The following is a 23,465-nucleotide window of genomic DNA, read 5'->3' on the forward strand; positions in this document are numbered from 1 at the left end:
CTCCACCTCTCCCACAAGGGAGAGGCGAAGTGGGATACGCGGCGACCGCGTGCGGAAATTACGCAAACGCCTCGTCCATCGCGGCCCAGTACGCGGCCTCGACCAGCTCCGGATGCCGCCTGCCCAGCGCTTCCATCTTCACCCCGGAATTGACCTCGAGGATCTGCCACGCGCCATCGGCGTGCACGACGTCGATCGAGGCGAAGCGGATGCGAAGCGCCTGTGCCGCCTTGATCGCAAGCGCAATGCAGGCTTCGCGTGTCGCGCCGTCCGCCAGCAGCACCGGGGCGGCACCGGAATCGAGATTGTGCCGCCAGTTGAGAATGCGCCGCTCGCCGGCAGGCGGGACGGCGTCGAGCTCGGCGGCATCGAAGTCGTCGGCCATTGTCTCGAGCTGCTCGGTCGGCACGGTGCGCCGCGCCAGCTCGCGCAGCGAATGGACGCCGTCGCCCGTCACCTGCGGGCGCATCTTGCTGTAGACGATCAGCGCGCGGTCATCGAGCAGCACGACGCGCACTTCGTCGGCGATCTCGACATAGGGCGAGATCGCAAGACTCGGGTGCTCGGCAAGGATGCGCGCGACAGCCTGCTCCAGTTGCGCCCTGGTCGTGACGCGGACGACCAGCTCGCCCGATGTGCCTTCATTCGGCTTGACCACGAGGCCGCGCGGATGGGCATCGAGAAGCCGCAGCATCGCCTCCATCGATCCCGATCCCGGGATATGCGGGCTCAGCCTCGCGCAGAGAAACAAAGTGTGCGGGATCGCGGCGACGCCGGCCGTTGCCAACACCTCGGCGCAGGCCGCCTTGTCGTTGGCGATCTGATGCGCAACCGCGCTGTTCAGCCCGACGTCGTAGCCGATCGCAAGCCGCCGCTCCGCGCCCCGCTGCATGATGACCAGCCAGCCGCCGGACCTGATCTCGATCGCGATATTGTGCGCGAGACAATATTTTTTGATAGTTTCCAGAAAAAGACGCTGGCTGATGAGGACCACTGAATCATTTTCCCTTCGCCGCGGTTTTCGTAGCAATTATTTGCCAGATCGGCGGAGATCTCAGCAAGTAAATTGCGTCTATTACGGCGGGTTAACGCTGTCGTGGCTGAACCCCATCCGCGAAATCGAGCGACTGCCATCCTGAGATCGCAATTGCACGCCACGTGATCTTGACTATCTGATGCATCGGCGCAATGGAAACGCGAGATATTCAATGATTTCGGCCACTTCCGAGTCGTCGCGGGCAGCCTGAAAATCAAGCCATTCTAAATCTGGTCAATCGAGAAAACGAAAACACATGAGCGCGTTCTATCGAGAGAAAGTTCTTTCCGTTCGCCACTGGACCGATACGCTTTTCAGCTTCCGAGCCACCCGCGATTCCGGTTTCCGTTTCCAGAATGGCCAGTTCGCCATGATCGGCCTCGAGGTCGACGGCCGGCCGCTGCTGCGTGCCTATTCGATGGCGAGCGCCAATCACGAGGAAGAGCTCGAGTTCTTCTCGATCAAGGTGCAGGACGGCCCGCTCACCTCGAAGCTGCAGAAGATCCGCGAGGGCGACATCATCCTGGTCGGCCGCAAGGCGACCGGTACGCTGATCACCGACAATCTGATCCCCGGCAAGCGGCTGATGTTGCTGTCGACCGGCACCGGCCTCGCGCCGTTCGCCAGCCTGATCAAGGACCCCGAGGTCTATGATCGCTACGACTCGATCGTGCTGGTGCACGGCTGCCGCCAGGTTTCCGAGCTCGCCTATGGCGAGGAGCTGGTCGCCAAGCTGCGCGAGGACGAGCTGTTCGGGCCGCTGCTCTCGGAGAAGCTCCTGTACTATCCGACCGTGACGCGCGAGCCGTTCCGCAACCGCGGCCGCATCACCGACCTTATCACCTCCAACCAGCTCTTCGCCGACCTGCATCAGGGCCCGCTCGACATCGAGACCGACCGCATCATGATGTGCGGCAGCCCGGCGATGCTGGAAGACCTCAAGCAGCTGTTCGAGACCCGCGGTTTCAAGGAAGGCAGCGGCAACACGCCCGGCCACTTCGTGATCGAGAAGGCGTTCGTCGAGCGCTGATCTTGTTGGCCCGGCGCGGGCTGGGACATGCCGATGCTATTGTTTATTGGCGAAGGCTGGAACTGCATCAGGCTCCAGCCCTTTTCATTTCGCACAGCGCGTCCGCGTGTGCGCTTCGCCTCTCCCGCTTGCGGGGGAGGCCGACGCGCGTAGCGCGGCGGGTGGGGGCTCTCTCCACTCGCAGATTCCGACTCGTGGCGATACCCCCACCCCGACCCTCCCCCGCTCATTCCTCCACTGCTATAAATCCCGGCCAACGCCGCGCGGCCGGTTGCCGACGCGGCGGTCAGGGAGAGCAGCACCTTGTCCATCACCGATCCGGATGCACCGAAGACCGCCTTTGTATTTGCCGGCGGCGGCAGTTTTGGCGCGATCCAGGTCGGCATGCTGCAGTCGCTGGCGGCGCATGGCGTCATCGCCGACATGGTGGTCGGCTCCAGTGTCGGGGCGCTGAACGGCGCCTTCTATGCCGGTGACCCGACGCTTTCGGGTGTCGAGCGGCTGGCCGCGATCTGGCGCGGCCTGCAGCGGCACGACGTGTTTCCGATGAGCTGGAAGACGCTGCTCGGCTTCCTGTGGCGACGCGACTTCCTGATTTCCCACGACGGCATCCGCAAGCTGATCGACGATCACATCCCGTTCCGCAATCTCGAGGATGCGCGGATGCCGGTCCACATCGTGACCACCGACATCATCTCGGGTGACAGCGTGGTGCTGTCGGAAGGCTCGACCGCGGAGGCGATCATCGCGTCAACCGCGATTCCCGGCGCTTTCACGCCGGTCCATTATCGCGATCATTTCCTGGCTGATGGCGCCATCTCCAGCAACACGCCGGTCCGCGTCGCGGTGAGGCAGGGCGCCAAGCGGCTGATCGTGCTGCCGACCGGGCATGCCTGCGCCAACCAGGCGCCGCCGGTCGGCGCGGTCGCCAATGCGCTGCATGAGCTGACGCTCCTGATCGCGCGTCAGCTCGTCAATGAGCTGGAAAACATCGGCCCCGATGTCGAGTATTTCGTCGTGCCGCCGCTCTGTCCCCTGGTCGGGTCGCCCTATGATTTCTCCCGGACATCGGATCATATCGCGCGGGCGATCGATACCACCGATGCGTGGCTCGCGAGCGACGCCCTGAAGCAGGGGCGCATTCCGCACGAATTGCGGCCGCACGACCATTGAGGTCGCGCTGACTTCCATTTGCCTCTCCGCCGGCGTGGCGCGCCTTCGTTGCATTGCAAAAATACGAGCTCAATTTAAGCGATACGACAGGGATACCGCCCATTCGGGCGGTTGTCATATCTGTGACTGCTCGGCGCTATAACCGTGTAGGACTTGTTCCGCGAGTTGGATTAGGCTCACGGCCGACAAGGTAGCCTTGCCCATTGGCTGAGGGGTTCTATGGAAACGCTGCTGCTGCCGTTTTCGCCGCGCTTCATCGTGCTGACGACCTGCGCCGTGGTGACGGCGCTCCTGCTGACGATAGGCGTCTTCGATCACAATCCGAAGATCTGGAACGTGGTCATGGTCCCGCTCCTGATCTTCGGTGCGCTGACATTGCTCGGCATCCGCGACCTCGTGCAGAAGAACCACGCGGTGCTGCGCAACTATCCGATCTCGGCGCACGTGCGCTTCCTGCTCGAGGAAATCCGCCCGGAGATGCGGCAGTATTTCTTCGAGAGCGAGAAGGACGGCATGCCGTTCTCCCGCGACACCCGCGCGGTGGTCTATCAGCGCGCCAAGGCCGTGCTCGACAAGCGGCCGTTCGGCACCCAGGAGGACGTCTACCGCGAGGGCTATGAGTGGATGCACCATTCGGTGGCACCGAAGCCGCGCGCCGACCAGAAATTCCGCATCACCATCGGCGGTCCCGACTGCACCAAGCCGTATTCGGCCTCGGTGTTCAACATCTCGGCGATGAGCTTCGGCGCGCTGAGCCCGAACGCGGTGCGGGCGCTGAACGCCGGCGCCAAGAAGGGCGGTTTCGCGCACGACACCGGCGAGGGCGGCGTCAGCCCGTATCACCGCGAGATGGGCGGCGACATCATCTGGGAGATCGGCTCCGGCTATTTCGGCTGCCGCAACCGCGACGGCACCTTCAACCCCGACGAATTCGCGCGCGTCGCGAGCGAAGACCAGATCAAGATGGTCGAGCTCAAGATCAGCCAGGGCGCCAAGCCCGGCCATGGCGGCGTGCTGCCGGCCGCAAAGGTCTCCGAGGAGATCTCCAAGATCAGGGGCGTGCCGCTCGGCGAAGACTGCATCTCGCCGGCCTATCACAAGGCGTTCTCGACGCCGCTGCAGATGATGGAGTTCATCGCGAAGATGCGACAGCTGTCCGGCGGCAAGCCGGCCGGCTTCAAGCTGTGCATCGGCCATCCCTGGGAATTCCTGGCGATCTGCAAGGCGATGAAGGAGAGCGGACTCTATCCCGACTTCATCGTGGTCGACGGCAATGAAGGCGGCACCGGCGCCGCGCCGCTCGAGTTCATGGATCATCTGGGCATGCCGATGCGCGAGGGCGTCAATTTCGTCCACAACGCGCTGATCGGCATCAACGCGCGCGACCGCATCAAGATCGGCGCCTCCGGCAAGATCGCGACCGCCTTCGACATGGCGCGGGCGATGGCGATCGGGGCCGACTGGTGCAATTCCGCGCGCGGCTTCATGTTCGCGCTCGGCTGCATCCAGTCCTTGAGCTGTCACACCGACCGCTGCCCGACCGGCGTCACCTCGCAGGATCCGATCCGCAACCGCGCGCTGTACGTGCCGGACAAGATCGAGCGCGTGTACAATTATCATCACTCGACCCTGCACGCGCTGACCGAGCTGCTCGCCGCCGCCGGCCTCGAACACACCCAGGAGCTGCGGCCGATCCACTTCTCGCAGCGGAGCTCGACCACCGAGGTCTGCTCCTTTGCCGAGCTTTATCCGGCACTGCGGCCCGGCGAGTTGCTGGAAGGCACGCAGGACCGCCGCTTCCGCGACGCCTGGGCGATGGCGCGCGCGGATTCGTTCCAGCCGGCAGGCTAGCTGCGCTATGCCGCGACGGGCGCGCCGAACCATCTGGTCAGCGCGTCTCTGAGTCTCGGCTGAGCCGGGCGCCTCCCGCCCAGGCGACATACCCGTCAGGCCGGATCAGCACGGCGGTGGGAGCGACTCGGTCACGCGCGCGGGTAAAGGCCCCGGATTTCGCTGCGCTTCATCCGGGCTACGTCAGCATCAGAACTCGCCGTGCACCCGGCCCGAGAAGATGTGCACCGGGCCGCGGTCGGCGTTGTAGGCAGGATTGGCGATGAACTGGTAGTCCGCGGTCAGCGTCAGGTGCTTGTTCACCGAGTAGGCGTAATAGCTCTCGAAGATGCCTTCGTTGCGGTAGTTGAGCGCGCCGTCGCCAATCAGCAGGCCGAGGCCGCCGGCGGCGAGGAAATCGCGATGCGAGGCGGAGAGTCCGTTGATCGCGCCGCCGATGCCGATCGTGTCGTCCGGCCGTCCCCAGTAGCTGCCTTTCACCGACACGCCGCCCGAAAGGCTGCGGTCGACATCGGTGAATGAGAGGATCTCGTTTCGGCCGTCGTTCCAGCTCACGCGGCCGAACAGGCCGATGTCCTTGGCGATCTGCTGCTCGGCGTTGACGTAGAAGCCGTATTTCAGATTGTCCTTGCGGATACCAGCCATCACGTTGTTGATGTCGAGCGCCGGGTCGGTGGCTTCGACCGCGAGCGCCTGGCTGTAATTGCCGGTGTTGCCGCGGTTGCCGAACACGCCGACGCGCAGCTTGCCCGGCTGGTCGAAGATCGAGTAGCGCCCCTCGAACTCGACGAGGGCGCCGCCGGTCTTGAAGGTCAGGATGTCGCTGTTCGGCGCATCCGGCACCTGGAACAGGCCCGCGCGCACGGCCCAGTCCTTGCGGTTGAGCTCGACCACGGCGCCGCGTGTATAGCCGGGCAGGTCGGCGGGGAAATCATAGGCGGCGGACGTCCACATCGCCCAGTTCATGAAATCGGCGCGCGGATCCTTGGCATAGGAGTTGCCGTCGAAGAAGTCGCCGACCGCAAAGCGTCCGACGATCACCGTCAGCCGATCGGTGTCGCGCTTGCCGGCCACCTGGTTGGGGCCGTCGGGGACATCTTCCTGCTCGCCGCCGAAGCCGAATGTCTGCTTGAAGTAGTAGCGCTGCGGCCGGATCCTCGGATACGCGGAGCCGGCCTTCTGGGCCTCGCCGTTCGGGAAGCCGGCAAGGCCGAGCGTGCCGTTGAGGCCGAAGCCCTGCGCGGTCTCCGGGTTGAAGTAGAGCTCGCCACCCTCCCAGAGCCGCACGCCGAGGAACGCCGTCGTGGTCCAGGTCTGCTGCACCTGTCCGCCCGGCGGCAAGCTGTTGGTGCCGCTATAGGCGGCGCGGAAGGTCGGGTAGCCCTGTCCAATCAGCGTCGTCTGCGCATGGATCGACCAATTGTCCGACTCCGGCAGCAGCGGCTTGGTCGGCGTTGCCGACCAGGGGGAGTCGCCCAACTGGTAGTTCAGGCCGAATTTCAGCAGATGGAGGCGCGGGTCGATGGTGACGCCGGGCATGCCGAAGTCGGCAAGACCAAGGGTCCGGCGCGACAGGTCGATATAGTCGTATTCGACCTTGGCGGTCCAATTGCCGCTCAACGCAAACTCGGCGCCGGCGCCGACGGCCCACCCGGTCTGGTACTGGCCCGGCTCGGACACGACCTCGCCCGCCGCGTCGTTCACCCTGGCCTGGGTGCGTCCCCAAGCGAGGCCGCCGGTGACATAAGGCATCCAGCCGCCGAAGGCGTAACCGATGCGGCTGCGCAGGGTGCCGACATAGTCGATCGAGCTGTTGAAGGGGCCCGGCGTCCGCCGCGGCAGGTCGGGAGGACTCACGAAAGTCGCGTCGGCCTCGACGCCAAGCACGAAGCGGTTGGCGAACTCGTGATTGTATCCGACCTGGAAGCCGCCGGTCCCGCCGGTGATCGTGTGCGGAAAGAACACGCCCTGCAGCGCAAGCGGATTGGTGCCGGGACCGAGACTGCCGTCGCCATAGCCGACATGGGCGCCGGCGTAAAAGCCGGTCCAGGCGTAAACCGTACTCATGGCCGGCGACTTGACGGCCACGTCGGCCGCCGCCGCGGGCGTGCCGAAAGCGGCGGCGCCGAGCGCCGCGCCGGCGGCGATCTGGACGCGGACGAAGCGGACGCAGGTCATGACGCGGCGTTGCCCCGCGAGCGGTTGGAGGTATTGCCTGCCATCACTGCAGATTTGGCAGCCGCTCGCCACCCGAGATTTGAAGTCATCGCCCGCCGTCGTCCCCGGTCCGATCTGTGTTGGTCCATGCAAGGCCAGATCGGCAATCCTGACATCAGCCTTATTGCAAATCGTTCGCAATTGCAACTGAGAGTCGCCAACTACCTCCTCGATTTGCACGGCACTATGACGGCCATGCAACAGCGGAGGCCAGCAGCACGGCCGCGCCCCCATCGCCGGCTGCGCGGCCGAGGGCGTCCCGGTCACGCCCCCACCGTGGCCAGCTGGACAATGCGGAGCAGCACGAGGCCGGCGGCGACGACCAGATAGCCACGCAGCACGATCATCCAGATCCGGCTCAGCGCGCCGAGACGGGCTTTCGGAAGCTGATCGAGCGGCGGCATCCGCCAGCTGTTGCGGCTAAGCCGCAGCTGGTACGGCTTGAAGCGGAACACCGCGTTGCGGCGCGACGACATCTCATACAGCTTGACGGCTGCGGTGAGTACCAGCGCCAACAGGCTCCCGCCGATCAGGATTCCCAGGATCCACTCCTCGCCGAGGTCGGGGAACAGCACCGCGGCGGTCAGGATTACCGACAGCATCACCAGCGCGGCGATCACCGCCCCCGTGAACAGGTTTAGCCTTGTCGAGTTCACCCAGGGGCCAAGGATGTGGCGGTCGTTGCAGAGCAGGAGCAGGAACACGGTGGCGCTCGGCAGCAGCACACCGGCCAGCGTCTGCACCGCGTTGGTGAGCAACCCGAGTGGCGTGCCCGGCGTCAGCACCAGCACGGCGGCGAGTACGATCAGACCGCAATAGACGCCGTAGACGCTCTTGGCGTCCCACGGCTTGCGATGCAGCGAATGCTTGACCGCGAACACGTCGCCGATCGCGTAGGCCGTTGCGAGCGAGACGGCCGCCGCGCCGATGATGCAGGCGTCGAGCAGCGCGAGGGCAAACAGCACCGCCGGAAGCCTGCCGGCGTATTTCTCGAGCCCGACCGCTATCCCCAGCGCGTCGGTGTAGTTGCCGAACTCGGGCCGTCCCGCGAAGATTTCCGCGCAGAACGAGATCATGGCGACCGCACCGACGACGACAAGCACGATGCCGATGCAGAGGTCCATGCGCTCGTAGCGGATGAAGCGCGGCGTGATCCGCTTGTCGACGATGTAGCTCTGCTGAAAGAACAGCTGCCACGGCGCCACCGTGGTGCCGACGATGGCGACGATCAGCAGCATCACCTCGCTGAGTTTGGCGCCTTCGGGCATCTTCGGAACGAGGAAGTCGGTCGCGATCTGCCCCATCGGCGGATGCACCATCAACACCACCGGCACCAGCAGAAGGCTGCCCGCGACCAGCGCGATACTGAATCGCTCGAAGCGGCGGAAATTTCCAGTCGAGACCGCAATCATCACGATCGCCGCCGATGCCAGCACGCCCCAGAACCGCGACAGGCCGAGATAGCTCAGCGCGAGCGTGATGCCGATGAACTCGGTGACGATCGTCAACGCGTTCAACAGCAGTAGGTCGATGACGCTGAAGGCGCCCCAGAACTTGCCGAAGCGCTCGAAGATCAGCCGCGCATGGCCGACGCCGGTGACGGCGCAAGGCCGCACCACCATCTCCTGGTTGACGTAGAGCACCGGGATCAGGAGCATCAACGTCCACAACAGGGTGGTGCCGTAGTTCTGCCCGGCCTGGGTGTAGGTGCCGAACGCGCCGGCGTCGTTGTCGCCGACCATGACGATCAGGCCGGGGCCGACGATCGCCAGCAGCGTCTTCAGCCGTGCGAGGAAGGTCGCGCGCGGCGCAACGTCGTCCCTGGCGATGCTGCCGAGCGCGCCGTGGATGTCGCCGAGATGGGCCTGGTCCAGGACGGCGGTCCGGATCGCCGGTGTCCTGGTTTCGCGGTCGTTCAAGTCATTGACGGCGGCCATGACTCATTCCCTGTTCATTTGCGTGGTTTGCTATTTCGCAGGGCCGGAAAGCGGATGACGTCGTCTGCGTTCGGCGCGGGCAGGGGCCTTGCGGCAGCTGACGACGCGCCCGGCCTGTCGTGGGGACGTCCTCCGGCCTGCCGGAGGAGGCGTCTCTGTCGACGGGATAATAGATCTGTCTCGAAGTGTCTGGCTGTCTCTGTCATGCCTGCTCCGATCGTCTCCGCGCTGCCTGTCGGGCACGGCGCGAGGGACGCGGAGCGGCTTTATGCGCGCGCGCAACCTCCGCTGCCGTGAGCAGCGGCTAATCCAAACGTGATGTCGTTCCTCGAAGGGAGCCCCGTTGCCGCGCCGGGATGGCGCGCAACGGGACAACTAGGTCCTTCGTCCATGTCAGTCTCTTCGTTTGAGCATGATCTCCGCGCAAACGCGTTCCGCGTTTGTCGCGACGGAAAACCGGTCTCCACTTTTTCCGGATCATGCTCTAGGCACTCGCCGTTGTCTTCAACGCGGCGGGGTGCGCGATTGTTGCGCGCGGGCCGGAACCCCGGTCCGCGCGTCGCTGTCGATCGAGATCATCGATGAATGAGCCGATGGTGTCTTCGACGGTCCATCGGCATTCCAGGCGGCCGTCGATCAGGACCCAATAACATGCCGGCGCCGAGGTTGGACGGCGGCGCCGGCCCTCCGGGCGGCGAAAACCCGGGAGGTTGTCGTTGGCATAGGGAACCGTCCACGGCGTCATCTGCCGCGGCTCGAATGGCCGAAATTTTGCGAGCTTTTCGAACATCGCTCACCTCCACATCCGCTGGTCGTGCGGCAGGCCGGTGAGGAGCGGGCGGTCAGCTAAGGCGCGACCACCTATCCACGCAGCGGGAGCCTGCGCGATCAGTCTTGCTGTCGTGCGGCGGCAGGAGTCCCGTCATCGTCGGGGTACTGTCGCCTGAGTTGCTACTGCCCATTTGCCTTCTTTGCTGGCTCGTGGTCGGGACGGATGCCCCGGTGCGGAACGGCTGTTCCGACAATCCGCCACTACGCCCCATGCAGGGGGCTGTCAAGCCGATTTCTCTATCCTCCGGGGAGGATCGTGATTATCCTCCGGGGAGGATAGGAGAACCGCATGTCCGACGACCACCCGCACGCCGCAATTGCCCGGCGCCTGAAGCGCGCCAACGGCCATCTCGAGACCATCGTCGAGATGATCGAGCAGGGCCGCCCGTGCGCGCAGATCGCCCAGCAATTGCAGGCCGTGGAGAGCGCGATCGAGAGCGCCAAGAAGGCGCTGATCCACGATCATATCGGCCACAGCCTCGAAGACACGCTGAAGGCCGCGGGCCCGAAGGGCCGCGCCGTGCTGAAGGATTTCAAGCTGATCGCGAAGTATCTCTGACCGTCCGCGTGCGGAGGTCGGCGCAAAGTGGCTGCCTGCGGCGGCTGGTTCCGTCCGATCGCCGGCCGGTCGCGCTACGGGGCCGGCCAGCGGGGCGCGGCGGCCAGCGCGCTCATGTCGAATTTATCGACGTCTTCCAGCAGCTCGCAGAACGCGCGCGCGCCGTGGTCGAGCAGCGCCTCGCCCTTCTCGGCGGAGGCCTTGGTGGCATCGCCGATCGCGCCGCTCGGATGCAGGTCCTGCGCCTGCCAGGCGAATGGCGCCGGCCGCTGCGTGGACAGATGGCGGTGATCCTTTTCGATTCGTACGCTTGCAGGACGGAAGTTCGCGATCGCCTCCGTCCGAACATGCTGCGGATATCGGGCGAGCATGATCGAGGTCTCGACCGCCCCGCCATGGATGCCGTGACGCAGCTCGCTGGCCTCGAACAATCCGTCTGGCACGCCGAAGCGCGACCAGCTCGTGGTGACCGCGAGCATCCCGTGCCGCGCGCGCAGATCCTGCGCCACCAGCGACATCGCGGCGGAATTACCGCCATGGCTGGTCACCATCACGAGCTTTTTCACGCCGGCGCGCGCCACGCTCTCGCCGAGCGCCGTCCAGGTGCTGAGCGCGACCTCGTTCGACAGCGTCAGCGTTGCCGGAAAATCGATGTGCTCGGTCGAGATGCCGACCGGCTGCAGCGGCAGGAACGTCACCGGCGCGGCCGCCGGCAACAGCTCGCGGACCCGCGCAAGGTAGGCCTCGCCGATCATGACGTCGGTTCCAACAGGCAGATGCGGCCCGTGCTGTTCGGTCGCGGCCAGCGGCAGCACCGCGATCCAGCGCGAAGGCGCGGCTTTGCCGATGTCGGGCCAGTGGATGGCGGTCCAGTCGCGGGGCGGAAGTTGAGAAGTCATCAAGCGAAGCGTTTCATTGGATGAATTTGCAGGGTAGTTTGTCCATCTTTCGCGGGGATGCGAACCATGCCTCCGGGGTGTTCTACGCGCCTCGGGCGCGGCTCGATCCCTGGGGCGCGGTCCACGTCCTTCGCCCTCCATCATGGGCCAGAATGATCGACGGAGTCCAACCATGAACCCGGCCTTTTTGCCGCGAGCGTTAACTATAGGCCTGCTTGCCGTCCTCGCGGCGCTGACCCCGACGCGCGCGCAGACCCTGGACAAGGTTTCGTTCGGGACCAATTGGGTCGCCGAGGGCGAGCATGGCGGGTTCTTCCAGGCGGTGGCCGACGGCACCTACAAGAAATACGGCCTCGACGTCACCATCGTGCCCGGCGGCCCCAACGAGAACAACCGCATGTTGCTGATCGCGGGCAAGCTCGACTTCTTCATGAGCGCGAACTCGCTGCAGACCTTCGACGCCGTCACCAACAAGGTGCCGCTCGTCGCGGTCGCCGCCATCTTCCAGAAGGACCCGCAGGTCTTCCTGACCCATCCCGAGGCCAAGGTCGGCAAGATCGAGGACCTGAAGCCGCTGACGCTGCTGGTTTCGAAGGAGGGCATCGCCAGCTACTTCCAATGGATGAAGTCCAAATACGGCTTCAGCGAAAGCAAGGTGAAGCCCTATACCTCCAACGCGCAGCCCTTCCTCGTCAACAAGCAGGTCGCGATGGAGGGTTACGTCACCTCGGAGCCCTACGCGGTGGAGAAGACGGCCGGCTTCAAGCCGAACGTCCTCTTGATCGCCGATTACGGCTTCAGCGCCTATTCGACCCTGATCGAGACCCGCCGCGACCTCGTCGACAAGAAGCCGGATCTCGTGCAGCGCTTCGTCGATGCCTCGATCGTCGGCTGGTATCATTATCTCTACGGCGACAACTCGGCCGGCAATGCGATGATCAAGAAGCTCAATCCGGAAATGACCGACGAGCTGCTGGCCTATTCGGTTGCCCAGATGAAGGAGCACGGCATCGTCGATTCCGGAGACACCTTGAAGAACGGCATCGGTGCCATGACCGATGAGCGGATGGCGAGCTTCTTCGAGGCGATGGCCGCCGCCGGCGTGGTCAAGAGCACGATCGACTATCGCCAGGGCTACACGCTGCGCTTCGTCAACAAGGCGGTCGGCGTCGAGCTCAGGCCGAAGAACTGAGCGGGCCGGAAGGTTGAGACGCGCGTGATGGCGGAGCCTGCGTTGCCCGGAGCTGACGGCGGTGCCGCGGGCCCCGCCGTTCGCCTGCGTGGCGTCACCAAGACCTATGACAGCGGTGTGACGGCGCTCGGACCGCTCGATCTCGACGTCAGGCGGGGCGAGTTCGTCTCGCTGCTTGGGCCCTCGGGTTGCGGCAAATCCACCGCGCTGCGCCTGATCGCGGGGCTATCAGCGCCCAGCGCGGGCACGGTCGAGCTGTCGCATCAGGACGCAGAACGGCGCGGCGGTCACCCGATCGGCTTCGTGTTCCAGGAGCCGACGCTGATGCCCTGGGCCACGGTGCGCGACAATGTCCGCCTGCCGCTGAAGCTTGCGCATGCGGCGGGCGCCGATGCCGAGCGGCGCGTCGATCAAGCGCTTGCGCAGGTCGGGCTTTCGGAATTCGCTCAGGCCTATCCGCGCGAATTGTCCGGCGGCATGAAGATGCGGGTGTCGCTGGCGCGCGCGCTGGTGACCGATCCGGACATCCTGCTGATGGACGAGCCGTTCGCGGCACTGGACGAGATCACGCGCTTCCGTCTCAACAACGATCTGTTGTCGCTGTGGCGCAACCTGCACAAGACCGTCATCTTCGTGACGCATTCGGTGTTCGAGTCGGTCTATCTCTCGCAGCGCGTGATCGTGATGACCGCGCGTCCCGGCCGCATCGGCGCGCAGTTTCGCATCGCTGCAGCAGAGCCGCGCGGCGAGGAGTTCCGCACCTCGGCCGAATATGCCGCCTTCTGCCGCGAGGTCTCGAAGGCGCTGGCGCCGTCTTATGCCGGGCAGGCGGGCGCATGAAATCGCCGCAAGATATCGTCCGTGTCCTGCTGCCTGCCGTGGTGTTCGCCGCCGGCCTCGTGCTCTGGGAGGTGATCGTCCGCGTCGGCGACATCCAGCCCTATGTCCTGCCGAGCCCGCTCTTGGTGCTGAAGACGCTGGTCAGCGACTGGCCGATCCTGTCGCAATCGCTCGGCGTCACGCTGCTCACCACGCTCGAAGGCTTCATCGCGGCAGCGATCGGCGGCGTCGCGCTGGCGCTGTTGTTCAACCAGTCGAAATGGCTGGAATATTCGCTGTTTCCCTATGCGGTCATCCTGCAGGTCACGCCGGTCATCGCGATCGCGCCGCTGCTCTTGATCTATCTGCAGCAGCAGACCGCGGTCATCGTCTGCGCCTGGATTGTCGCGTTCTTCCCGGTGCTGTCGAACACCACGCTCGGGCTGAACTCGGTCGATCGCAACCTCGCCGGACTGTTTCAGCTCTATGGCGCGTCACGACTGCAAAAGCTCATGTTCCTGCAGCTGCCCGCGGCGCTGCCCTATATCCTCGGCGGCTTACGCATCGCGGGTGGGCTGTCGCTGATCGGCGCCGTGGTCGCCGAGATCGCGGCCGGCAGCGCCGGCGCCGGTTCGGGCCTCGCGTTCCGCATCGCTGAGTCAGGTTACCGCCTGAATATTCCCCGCATGTTCGCAGCACTGCTGCTGCTGTCGCTGGCCGGGATTGTCATCTATGGGTTGCTGGCGTTAATTTCATACCTCTTGCTGCGACGCTGGCACGAAAGTGCGCTTGGAAAGGAAAGCTGATGGCCCCGATGTCTTCCGAAAAGATCGATCTGCTGGTTTATGGACCGATCCGGCCAATCCTCGAGAACGGCTTTCCCGATCAATATGTGCTGCACCGGGCGGAAAGCCGCGGCGACCTTGAGCGCCTGACGGCTGAGGTCGCGGGCAAGATCCGTGGCATCGCCGTCACCTATCACACGATGGCGACCGACAAGACCGCGATGGCGCGCTTCCCCAGGCTCGAGATCGTGGCGAGCTTCGGCGTCGGCTACGATCACGTCGATTCCGCCTATGCGCGCGATCACAATATCGTGGTCACCAACACGCCCGACGTGCTGACCGAGGAAGTCGCCGACGTCGCGATGGGGCTGCTGATCGCGACCTTGCGCGAATTCGTCAAGGCCGACCGCTACGTGCGCTCCGGCCTGTGGCAGACCCAGAACTATCCGCTCAGTGTCGGCTCGCTGCGCGACCGCAAGGTCGGCATCGTCGGCATGGGCCGGATCGGTCAGGCGGTCGCCCGCCGGCTCGAAGCCTCGCGCGTGCCGGTGTCCTATCATTCGCGCAAACCCGCCGCCGACGTCTCCTACACGCATTATCCCGACCTGATCGAGATGGCGAAGGCGGTCGACACGTTGATCGTGATCGTGCCCGGCGGCGCCGCGACCGCGAAGATGATCAACGCCGATGTGCTCAACGCGCTCGGGCCCCGGGGCGTGCTGATCAACGTCGCGCGCGGCTCCGTGGTCGACGAGCCGGCGCTGGTCGCGGCTTTGAAATCGGGCACCATTCTCGCCGCCGGCCTCGACGTGTTCGCGGCCGAGCCGAACGTGCCGGACGAGCTGAAGGCGATGCAGAACGTGGTGCTGCTGCCGCACATCGGCTCGGCCTCCGTGGTCACGCGCAACGCGATGGATCAGCTCGTGGTCGACAACATCAGGAACTGGTTCGCCGGCAAGCCGCCGCTGACGCCGGTGGCCGAAACCCCGGTGAAGGGCCGCTGATGTCGCTCGTCCGCTTCAGTGTCGTGCTCGCCCTGCTGCTGGCCGGAATCCTGCCGGCGCGGGCGCAGGACGTCACGACCTTGAAGAAGGACATGATCGGGCAGTGGGAGCTTGCCACCACCGACCGCAGCAAGACCTGCGTCGTGACGCTCACGAACGATACGACGCCGCAAGGCTTCAAGCTCGAGCTCGAGCCGTCCTGCGCCGCGGCGCTGCCCTTCACCAAGGATATCGTCGGCTGGAGCATCAAGGGGCTCGGCGACATCGTGCGGCTGCAGAACGCAACCGGCGAGGCCGTGATCGATTTCTCCGAGGTCGAGACCGGCATTTTCGAAGGGCTGCGCACCAATGAGGGCGTCTACATCCTGCAAAACCTCGCCGCCGCCCGCTCGCTCGCCAAGTCGATGGACCAGATGATCGGCGACTGGTCGATGGTCCGCGGCAATGGTCAGGCGATCTGCGGCCTGACGCTGACCAACAACGATGCCGGCAACGACAATTTCCAGGTCTTCCTGAAGCCGAAATGCGATTCCGCCGTCGCGGCCTTCAACCCGACGCAGTGGCGGCTCGACCACGGTCAGATCATCCTGATGTCGGCCAAGGGCGAGACCTGGCAGTTCGAGGCCGACGACAACGCGCAATGGCGCCGGGTTCCCGACAGCGCCGATCCGCTGATCATGCTGCGGGAGCAGTAGACGGCACCGTCATGGCCGGGCTTGTCCCGGCCATCCACGTCTTCCTTTTACGCGGCAGCCCAGACGTGAATGCCCGGGACAAGCCCGGGCATGACGAGTTCGCAGCATTGGGCAGTTCCGCCGAACCGACCCTCGATGCCCCAAAAATAATTCCCTACCCCATGTCGATCCGGCGCGTCCCGGATCGTCGTCCCCTGTAGCGAGCCGGTCGTGCGGCGATCATCGCCGCTTCTCGCCCAACAGGAGTTTTCCGATGCGCTTCATGTATATCGTCACCTCCTCGCAGCCCCCTCGGCCGCCGACGCCGGCCTTGATGGAGGCGATGGGCAAGCTCGCCGAGCGGGAGATCAAGGCGGGCCGCATGATCGATAACGGCGGGCTGTTGCCGGTTGCGATGGGCGCCCAGGTTCGTATCACGGACGGCAAGCTCAACGTCATCGACGGGCCTTTCGTCGAGACCAAGGAGATGATCGGCGGCTACGCGATCTTCGAGCTCCGCAACAAGGAGGAGGCGGTCGCGGCGGCCGTGGAGTTCATGCAGCTCCACAAGGAGCATATGCCGGGCTGGGACGGGACCTGCGAGGTTCGTCCGTTTGCGACCATGGGCGCCGACGGCGGCTGTCAGATCGACGCGCCGGCCGGCGCTTAATGCGCCGCGCGATGTTCTCAGGTCGACGGCGATGACGGCCGCCGACATCCAGGCCACCATCCTCGCCATGTGGCGCATCGAGCAGCCGCGGCTGATCACCAGCCTGTCGCGGATGCTGCGCGATGTGCCGCTCGCCGAGGATCTGACCCAGGAAGCCTTGATCGCGGCGCTCGAGCACTGGCCGGCCGGCGGCGTCCCGGAAAAGCCGGGCGCCTGGCTGATGGCAACCGCGAAGCGGCGCGCGCTCGATCATCTGCGTCACGTCAGCATGCTCACCCAGAAGCACGGCATGCTGGCGCACGATCTGGCGCGGGAGCAGGAAGCCATGCCCGATTTCGATGCCGCGCTCGACGACGACATCGGCGACGAGTTGCTGCGGCTGATCTTCACCGCCTGCCATCCCCTGCTGTCGCGCGAGGCGCGTGCGGCGCTGGCGCTGCGGATGATCTGCGGCCTCACCACCGAAGAGATCGCGCGCGCGTTCCTGCAGACGGAAACGGCCATCGCCCAGCGCATCGTGCGTGCCAAGCGCACGTTGTCGGACTCCGGCCTCGGCTATGAGACGCCGCGCGGCGAGGCGCTGTCCGAGCGGCTCGCCTCCGTGCTCGAGGTGGTCTACCTCATCTTCAACGAGGGCTATGCGGCCGCGCGTGGCGAGGAATGGCTGCGGCCGCAGCTCTGCAACGAGGCGCTGCGCATGGGCCGCGTGCTGACCGCGATCGCGCCGCGGGAGCCGGAGGCGCACGGGCTGCTCGCGCTGATGGAGCTCAACGCCTCGCGGATGGCGGCGCGCACCGATGCGGCCGGCGATCCGATCCTCTTGATGGAGCAGAACCGCACGTTATGGGACCGCCTGCAGATCCGCCGCGGGCAACTGGCACTGGCGCGCGCCCGCGAGCTCGGTGGTGCCGGCGGCTTCTATGCGCTGCAGGCCGCGATCGTCGCCTGCCATGCCGAAGCCGATACGCCCGAGGCGACCGACTGGCCGCGCATCGCCGCGCTCTACGGCGATCTCGCCGCGTTGGTGCGGTCGCCCGTGATCGAGCTCAATCGCGCGGTTGCGATCGGCATGGCGGAAGGGCCGCAGGCCGCGCTTGCAATCGTCGACGGCCTCGCCCGTGAGCCGGCGCTGAAATCCTATCACCTGCTGCCGAGCGTGCGCGGCGACCTGCTGCAGAAGCTCGGCCGCCACGACGAGGCGCGCGCGGCGTTCGAAGCGGCCGCCAGCCTTGCCGGCAACACCCGCGAGCGCGATCTCCTGCTGCGTCGCGCGGCGGCCGCGCGCGTGTCGCCGGACGCGCCGGCCATTGACGCGTCCGCGATTGTGTCATGATCGGCGCGGGCCTGCGCGAGCCGCCGGACAAGCTGCTGCTGTTCGAGAAGATCCTCAATCTGGTGCACCGGCTCGCCCCGGATGCCCATACCTGCTTCAACACCAGCCCGGCCGATAGCGCCGCGGCCGTGCAGCGCTGGGTCAAGCCGTCCGGCGTCACCCCATAAAGGCTGATGATGCGCCGGAGGCGTCCGCGGTTCATCCGCCATGCGGCAGATTATCCTTGGCGGTCAGCGCGATCGGCCCTATGTCTGCCGAGCGTGGTTGGTTGATGCGCCGCTTCGAACCGCTGCCTCTTCGGTGTGCTGTTTGGCGGCGTCTTGCAGTTTGGACCAGTTGACGGGACATGAATCGAAAAGAGCGACGTGCGGCCAACAAGCGACGCGACGAGTCCGGAAAGAGGCCAAGCGCGCTCGCCTTCGGCTCGGCGGTCGTCGGTATTGCCGACCTCGCGGCTGAGGCAAGCCGTCTGCGCGGCATGGGCCGCGTCAACGAAGCGCAGGAGATCTGCCGTCAAATTCTCGCGCGCGAGCCGGCGCATGTGCAGAGCCTGAACCTTCTCGGCCTGATGGCGCAGGCCTCCGGTGACCATCGGGCCGCAGTGAAGATGTTCGCGAAAGCGATTGCTGCGGACGAGCTGAACGCCGCGTGCCATTACAATGCCGGCAACTCGTACCAGGCGTTGGGCAGTCGCGCCAAGGCGGTCGCGCATTTCAGCAAGGCGCTGGCGCTCGGCATGGACGCGAAGGCCGTCGGCTTCATCCTGCAGAGCCCTGTCATCGCCACCTATGGTGCGCGGATCGCCGGCAAGTGGCCGCTGGCGGTCACGAACGTCGAATTGTTCGGCACTGAGGGCGTCACTCCGCTTGCAAATGACCTTTTCCTCCGCTGTGCGATGGAAGCGACGACGCTGGCAAGTGTGCAACTCGAGCTGTTGCTGGGCCAGGCCCGCGCCGAGCTGCTGCGGCTTGCGGGCGAGCAGGGCGACGACAATGGCAAGATCGACGATGATATCGTCGCCTTCGCCTGCGCGCTCGCCCGGCAGTGCTTCATCAACGAATATGTCTATGATCAGGCCGAAGCGGAAAGCGCACTTGCGAGCGGACTGCGCGATCGATTGCTGCAGGACCTGGCATCAGGGGCCGCCATTGCGCCGCTCGCGCTGGCGGTGGTTGCGGCCTATGTCCCGCTTCATGCCATGCCGATGGCGGACGCGCTGCTGCGCCGCGACTGGCCTGCAACCGTGGCCGGCCTGTTACGGGTGCAGCTCCGCGAGCCGCTCGAGGAAGCAGGCGAGCGCGCCGCCATTGCGACGCTCACCCCTGTCAAGGACAGCGTGTCGATCGAGGTGATGCGTCAATACGAGGAAAATCCCTATCCGCGCTGGACCATCAATCCGCTGCACGCATTCGCGGCGGATCAGGCGCGGGGAAGGATCGTCCCGACGGCGGAACGGCAGGCCGAACTGGATATTCTGATCGCGGGTTGCGGGACCGGCTCGCACGCGATTCAGATCGCGCAAGTCTATCCGAACGCCCGTTTGCTCGCGGTCGACGTCAGCCTGCCCAGTCTCGCCTACGCGCGCCGAAAGACACGGGAGTTGGGCTTGCGCAACATCGACTATGCGCAAGCGGATATTCTGGAATTAGGTGCGATCGATCGCACGTTCGATCAGATCGAGTCGGTCGGCGTGCTGCATCATCTCGCCGAGCCGACGGCCGGGTGGCGCGTGCTGGTCTCACTGCTGCGGCCGGGCGGCAGGATGCGCATCGGCTTGTACAGCAATCTGGCGCGCCGCGTGATCGTGGAGGCCCGCGCCCGCATCGCGGCGCGCGGTTATCGCGCCACGCCCGACGACATCAGACGGTGTCGCCAGGACATCATCCGCGAGGCGGACGACTGGAAGCCGCTGATCGGCGCGAAGGATTTCTACAGCATGAGCGGCTGCCGCGACCTGCTGTTCAACGTCATGGAGCATCGCTTCACGATCCCCGAGATCGCGGCATTCCTGAACCACAACGGTCTGTCCTTCCTGGGCTTCGAACCCTTTGACGATACGACGGTGATCGAAAAATTTCACAAGCAGTTTCCGGGCGCGGTCGATGAGACCAATCTGGATCAGTGGCACCGCTTCGAAGCCGATCATCCGGAGACGTTCTGGGACATGTACGTCTTCACGGCGGGCAGGAACGCGCAGTGAAGCTTTGGAAATAGCTGAGGGTCCATCTGGACCATCGGAACGTCAGCTCGACGGAGTAGAGCGGGCATCCTTCAGCTCTATCGTCATCGACCGCTTTTGGCCCTTCCGAGACGTGTGGGGTCGGCCGAACGTTCGATGCGGGAGGTGACAACATCAGGCGGGTGGGGCAGCGTCGGCGGCAGGCGGCGGTCGGCCGCATCCGAACGTCCGCGGCTGTCCGGGACAGCTTCACCTGTTCCAGCGGTCATCCAACTGGGGTCGTCCTATCCAGGCCCTGTTCAGGCACCGGGTTGTCCAGCCCAGTTGCGGCGTTCCCTGCAGTCGCGCTTGAGCTTCCTGGTAGGGGCCGACGTAACGAAGCTGGGTCGGTATTTTGGGATAGATGCGTCGTATGCGCGCAACGGCACGCTCTGCGGCCTTCCTGTCGCGTTCGTCAAAGGCAAATCCGAAGCCGGTGCGCAATCGGTCCGGCAGCAGCTCGGCACTCAGGGTTTGATACCAGCGCGGCGGCCGCAACCATGGTCGTCCACCGGCCAAGATCTGTCGGGCCACCTCGCGCGCGGCGGTGCTGACGGACAATGTATCCGATTGCATCATCGCCGCGGTGTAGGCCGCGAATGAATCCCAATCCGCCGGCAAGTCGCTCGACGTCAGCCCGAACAATGCCCCAAACAGCCGGCTTTCGGCCCAATAGCGCTCGCGCTCTTCGACCGAGAACGGAGGCAGGATCAGGTCGTGGACGGCCAGAGCGGTGTCGACGAGGGTCGCGTGAACCCAGCGCAACGCTGCGACCTCGTTGGCGCGGTAGGGCGAGCCGCTCGCGAACGGACCGATTGCTTCGGGCAGGCGGCCGACGATCATGGTATGGCGGTGGTGCAGGTGCCGGGCAGCGGCAAGGGCCGCATCGAGCGAGCCGAACACCGTCGTAAACACAACGTCAAAGGTTCGATGGAAGCGACCGATCGGATCCGCGAAGGTCCGCGAGTGCTCGGCCACGGCGGCGGCGACCCAGGGATGCGCCAGCTGAAGCAGCAAGGCACGACCGGCGCCCAAGAAGGTGATGGCTTCTCGGTCGATCCGCCAGGTCATCGAGCCTGGACCAAAAATGCCCTCGATCGGTCCGGCGGCCCGAGCCCGGACGAAATCAAGAGCAAGCTCGAGGTCGCTTTCAGAGACCAAATGCGCACCTTCCGAAACAGACGGGGGTATTCCGCTAGTCTGTGCAGCCTATCGCAATTCAGCAAGCCAGAGCTCTCTCAACGTTGTCGCATGATGTCCACCCGCGCGGAACACGGCGGCCTGACATTTGGTCGTACCCCATGCGGGTAAGACTGAGCCGGGTGCAGCGGCTGCTGCGGCGCCGTTTGCTGAAGAAACCGCCCCGCCGCCGCCGTCTTTCATGCTCCCTCCCGAAAGCGTATTGTTTCGATCGAACGAGCTCACTCTGCAGCGCTGTCGTTCAGAGTATCTTGTTCTTCGATTCAAGAAACTCTCGAAACGAAACACGGGGAACGCTCATGACCGGCACAAGGCTGAAACATTACGGCTGGGGACGGGAAGGCGAAGGCATGAGCGCGGAAGAGCGAGCGTTTGTCCTCGGCCGTTACCATGCCAAGTTTGGCGCCGGCGAATTCGACACGGTCACTGTTCCCGGCCTTGAAGAGCTGTCCTTGCGGGAGCCGCGCGTGGTGCCGCCAGCTTCGCTCACGCCGTTTTGCACGACCGAACGTTACGACCGCGCCGCGCACACTTACGGCAAGTCCTATCCGGATTACGTCAGGGCCATGCTCGGCGATTACGATTGCGCGCCCGATGTCGTGGCCTATCCACGCAACGAGTCGGAGATATCGGCTGTCATGGACTGGGCGGGGTCCGTCGGCGCTTCGCTGACGCCGTTCGGAGGCGGATCGAGCGTGTGCGGGGGCGTCGAGCCGCAGGCCGATGGCCTCAAGCACAAGGCGGCCGTCACGCTCGACCTGCGCAATCTCTCCAAGGTCGTCGAAGTCGATCCGGTCTCGCGCGCCGCATTGATCGACGCCGGCACCTATGGTCCATCGCTGGAAAACCAGCTCAAGCCGCACGGCGTCACGTTGCGGCATTTTCCGCAGAGTTTTGAATATTCGACCCTGGGCGGCTGGATCGCGACGCGATCGGGCGGCCACTTCGCCAGTCTCTACACCCATATCGACGATTTCGTCGAAAGCCTGCGTGTCGTGACGCCGGTTGGCGTCGTGGAGACGCGCCGGCTTCCCGGTTCGGGTGCGGGGCCGAGCCCCGACCGCATGTTCATCGGCTCGGAAGGAATTTTAGGCGTGATCTCGCGCGCATGGATGCGATTGCAGCCGCGTCCAAAATTCCGCGCCGGCGCATCGGTTCGCTTTCCCACTTTCTTCGATGCCGCGCGCGCGGTGCGTGCGGTCGCGCAAGCCGGCCTCTATCCCTCCAATTGCCGCATCCTGGACCCGCAGGAGGCGATCAACACCGGTGCGGCCGACGGCAGCTCCGCCATCATGGTGCTGGCATTCGAATCGGGCGATCATCCCCTGGACGCCTGGTTCAAGCGTGCGCTCGAATGCTGCGCCGACCATCGCGGGACACCGGAGCCCGCAGAGGCCGGCGACGCGCATCTCGAAGGCGCGGCAGGCATCTGGCGCAACGCGTTCATTCGCATGCCCTATGCGCGCGAATTCTTGACACCCGCTGCTATCATCAACGATACGTTCGAGACCGCCATCACCTGGGATCGGTTCGAAAGCTTTCACGATCAGGTCAAGGCGGAAACCGAACGCGCGATTCTGCAAGCGACCGGGGTGAAGGGTGAAGTCACCTGTCGCTTCACCCACGTCTACCCGGACGGGCCGGCGCCCTACTTCTCCTTCCACGCGCGCGGTCGGCACGGTGCGCTGCTCGCGCAGTGGCAGGCCATCAAGGACGCGGCGAGCGACGCGCTGATCGCGGCAGGCGGCACCATCACGCATCACCATGCCGTCGGCCGCGATCACCGGCGCTGGTACGACCGGCAGCGGCCACAGCTTTTTGCCGCCGCGTTGCGGGCCGCCAAGCGCGAACTGGATCCCCGCGGCATGCTCAACCCGGGCGTCCTGATCGATCCTTAGGTGCGTGCCGTTGATGCACGTGTGGTGATCCCAGGTTCAGGGTGGAGACCTGTGGCGAGAGAATTGGAAGGCAAAATTGCCGCTGTTTGCGCGGAAATCATGCTCAAGCAAGAAGCTAAAGCGCGATGATGATTGATCC

The 23,465-nt window shown here is 65.2% G+C and carries 20 protein-coding genes and 1 pseudogene; 14 read left to right on the plus strand and 7 right to left on the minus strand.

Features of this window, described 5'->3' with window-relative positions; all coding sequences use genetic code 11:
* Positions 1-58: 58 nt before the first annotated feature.
* A complete protein-coding gene (locus MTX19_RS04920; RefSeq protein WP_280982662.1) occupies positions 59-994 on the minus strand; it encodes a RimK-like protein in 936 nt (311 codons plus the stop codon).
* A 298-nt stretch (positions 995-1,292) separates the two neighbouring features.
* Between MTX19_RS04920 and MTX19_RS04925 the strand changes: the two genes are divergently transcribed.
* The 3 genes from MTX19_RS04925 to MTX19_RS04935 all read left to right on the plus strand — a co-directional run bounded on the left by MTX19_RS04925 (position 1,293) and on the right by MTX19_RS04935 (position 5,090).
* Complete coding sequence (locus tag MTX19_RS04925; protein ID WP_280982663.1) at positions 1,293-2,066, plus strand: ferredoxin--NADP reductase; 774 nt, start codon at positions 1,293-1,295, stop codon at positions 2,064-2,066.
* 303 nt (positions 2,067-2,369) lie between these two features.
* Entirely contained in the window at positions 2,370-3,239 is an 870-nt protein-coding gene (locus MTX19_RS04930; RefSeq protein ID WP_280985863.1) for a patatin-like phospholipase family protein, read from the plus strand.
* 219 nt (positions 3,240-3,458) lie between these two features.
* A complete protein-coding gene (locus tag MTX19_RS04935) occupies positions 3,459-5,090 on the plus strand; it encodes an FMN-binding glutamate synthase family protein (RefSeq protein WP_280974178.1) in 1,632 nt (543 codons plus the stop codon).
* A gap of 37 nt (positions 5,091-5,127) precedes the next feature.
* Here the strand turns inward: MTX19_RS04935 and MTX19_RS39200 are convergent, their stop codons facing one another.
* The 4 genes from MTX19_RS39200 to MTX19_RS04950 all read right to left on the minus strand — a co-directional run bounded on the left by MTX19_RS39200 (position 5,128) and on the right by MTX19_RS04950 (position 10,034).
* Positions 5,128-5,202 (minus strand): hypothetical protein, encoded by a 75-nt coding sequence (locus tag MTX19_RS39200; protein ID WP_348638309.1) that lies wholly within the window; start codon positions 5,200-5,202, stop codon positions 5,128-5,130.
* Positions 5,203-5,279: 77 nt separating this feature from the next.
* Positions 5,280-7,268 carry a carbohydrate porin gene (locus MTX19_RS04940; RefSeq protein ID WP_280982665.1) on the minus strand — a complete coding sequence of 663 codons (1,989 nt, stop codon included), beginning with the start codon at positions 7,266-7,268 and terminating at the stop codon, positions 5,280-5,282.
* A gap of 302 nt (positions 7,269-7,570) precedes the next feature.
* Positions 7,571-9,244 (minus strand): Nramp family divalent metal transporter, encoded by a 1,674-nt coding sequence (locus MTX19_RS04945; protein ID WP_280982666.1) that lies wholly within the window; start codon positions 9,242-9,244, stop codon positions 7,571-7,573.
* A gap of 484 nt (positions 9,245-9,728) precedes the next feature.
* Positions 9,729-10,034 carry a hypothetical protein gene (locus MTX19_RS04950; RefSeq protein ID WP_280982667.1) on the minus strand — a complete coding sequence of 102 codons (306 nt, stop codon included), beginning with the start codon at positions 10,032-10,034 and terminating at the stop codon, positions 9,729-9,731.
* A 330-nt stretch (positions 10,035-10,364) separates the two neighbouring features.
* Between MTX19_RS04950 and MTX19_RS04955 the strand changes: the two genes are divergently transcribed.
* On the plus strand, positions 10,365-10,634 hold the full coding sequence (locus tag MTX19_RS04955; RefSeq protein WP_280974174.1) for a metal-sensing transcriptional repressor: 270 nt from the start codon (positions 10,365-10,367) through the stop codon (positions 10,632-10,634).
* A gap of 74 nt (positions 10,635-10,708) precedes the next feature.
* Here MTX19_RS04955 and MTX19_RS04960 read toward each other — a convergent pair whose 3' ends face one another.
* Positions 10,709-11,533 (minus strand): creatininase family protein, encoded by an 825-nt coding sequence (locus MTX19_RS04960; protein WP_280982668.1) that lies wholly within the window; start codon positions 11,531-11,533, stop codon positions 10,709-10,711.
* A gap of 172 nt (positions 11,534-11,705) precedes the next feature.
* Between MTX19_RS04960 and MTX19_RS04965 the strand changes: the two genes are divergently transcribed.
* The 9 genes and pseudogenes from MTX19_RS04965 to MTX19_RS05005 all read left to right on the plus strand — a co-directional run bounded on the left by MTX19_RS04965 (position 11,706) and on the right by MTX19_RS05005 (position 20,210).
* Entirely contained in the window at positions 11,706-12,725 is a 1,020-nt protein-coding gene (locus tag MTX19_RS04965; RefSeq protein ID WP_280982669.1) for an ABC transporter substrate-binding protein, read from the plus strand.
* Positions 12,726-12,752: 27 nt separating this feature from the next.
* Positions 12,753-13,565, plus strand: a complete 813-nt coding sequence (locus MTX19_RS04970; RefSeq protein WP_280982670.1) for an ABC transporter ATP-binding protein — start codon at positions 12,753-12,755, stop codon at positions 13,563-13,565.
* On the plus strand, positions 13,562-14,350 hold the full coding sequence (locus MTX19_RS04975) for an ABC transporter permease (RefSeq protein WP_280982671.1): 789 nt from the start codon (positions 13,562-13,564) through the stop codon (positions 14,348-14,350). Before MTX19_RS04970 ends, MTX19_RS04975 begins: the two co-directional genes overlap by 4 nt.
* The gene (locus MTX19_RS04980; RefSeq protein ID WP_280982672.1) at positions 14,350-15,333 is read left to right on the plus strand and encodes a 2-hydroxyacid dehydrogenase; all 984 of its coding nucleotides are present in this window, start codon (positions 14,350-14,352) and stop codon (positions 15,331-15,333) included. The genes MTX19_RS04975 and MTX19_RS04980 overlap by 1 nt, the downstream gene beginning before the upstream one ends.
* On the plus strand, positions 15,333-16,028 hold the full coding sequence (locus MTX19_RS04985; RefSeq protein WP_280985864.1) for a protease inhibitor Inh/omp19 family protein: 696 nt from the start codon (positions 15,333-15,335) through the stop codon (positions 16,026-16,028). Before MTX19_RS04980 ends, MTX19_RS04985 begins: the two co-directional genes overlap by 1 nt.
* Positions 16,029-16,281: 253 nt before the next feature.
* On the plus strand, positions 16,282-16,677 hold the full coding sequence (locus MTX19_RS04990; RefSeq protein ID WP_280982673.1) for a YciI family protein: 396 nt from the start codon (positions 16,282-16,284) through the stop codon (positions 16,675-16,677).
* Positions 16,678-16,708: 31 nt separating this feature from the next.
* Entirely contained in the window at positions 16,709-18,010 is a 1,302-nt protein-coding gene (locus MTX19_RS04995; protein WP_280982674.1) for an RNA polymerase sigma factor, read from the plus strand.
* Positions 17,998-18,177, plus strand: a pseudogene (locus tag MTX19_RS05000) (hypothetical protein); the annotation flags it as partial. The gene MTX19_RS04995 and the pseudogene MTX19_RS05000, both read left to right, overlap by 13 nt.
* 179 nt (positions 18,178-18,356) lie before the next feature.
* The gene (locus tag MTX19_RS05005; RefSeq protein WP_280982675.1) at positions 18,357-20,210 is read left to right on the plus strand and encodes a methyltransferase domain-containing protein; all 1,854 of its coding nucleotides are present in this window, start codon (positions 18,357-18,359) and stop codon (positions 20,208-20,210) included.
* Positions 20,211-20,438: 228 nt separating this feature from the next.
* On the opposite strand, the gene MTX19_RS05010 is transcribed toward MTX19_RS05005, so the two are convergent.
* The gene (locus tag MTX19_RS05010; RefSeq protein WP_280982676.1) at positions 20,439-21,389 is read right to left on the minus strand and encodes an oxygenase MpaB family protein; all 951 of its coding nucleotides are present in this window, start codon (positions 21,387-21,389) and stop codon (positions 20,439-20,441) included.
* Between the two features lie 338 nt (positions 21,390-21,727).
* Between MTX19_RS05010 and MTX19_RS05015 the strand changes: the two genes are divergently transcribed.
* Positions 21,728-23,326, plus strand: coding sequence for an FAD-binding oxidoreductase (locus tag MTX19_RS05015; protein ID WP_280985865.1), 1,599 nt, complete (start codon positions 21,728-21,730; stop codon positions 23,324-23,326).
* The last annotated feature ends 139 nt before the right edge of the window (positions 23,327-23,465 follow it).

The organism is Bradyrhizobium sp. ISRA464 (assembly GCF_029910095.1).
Taxonomy (GTDB): Bacteria; Pseudomonadota; Alphaproteobacteria; order Rhizobiales; family Xanthobacteraceae; genus Bradyrhizobium.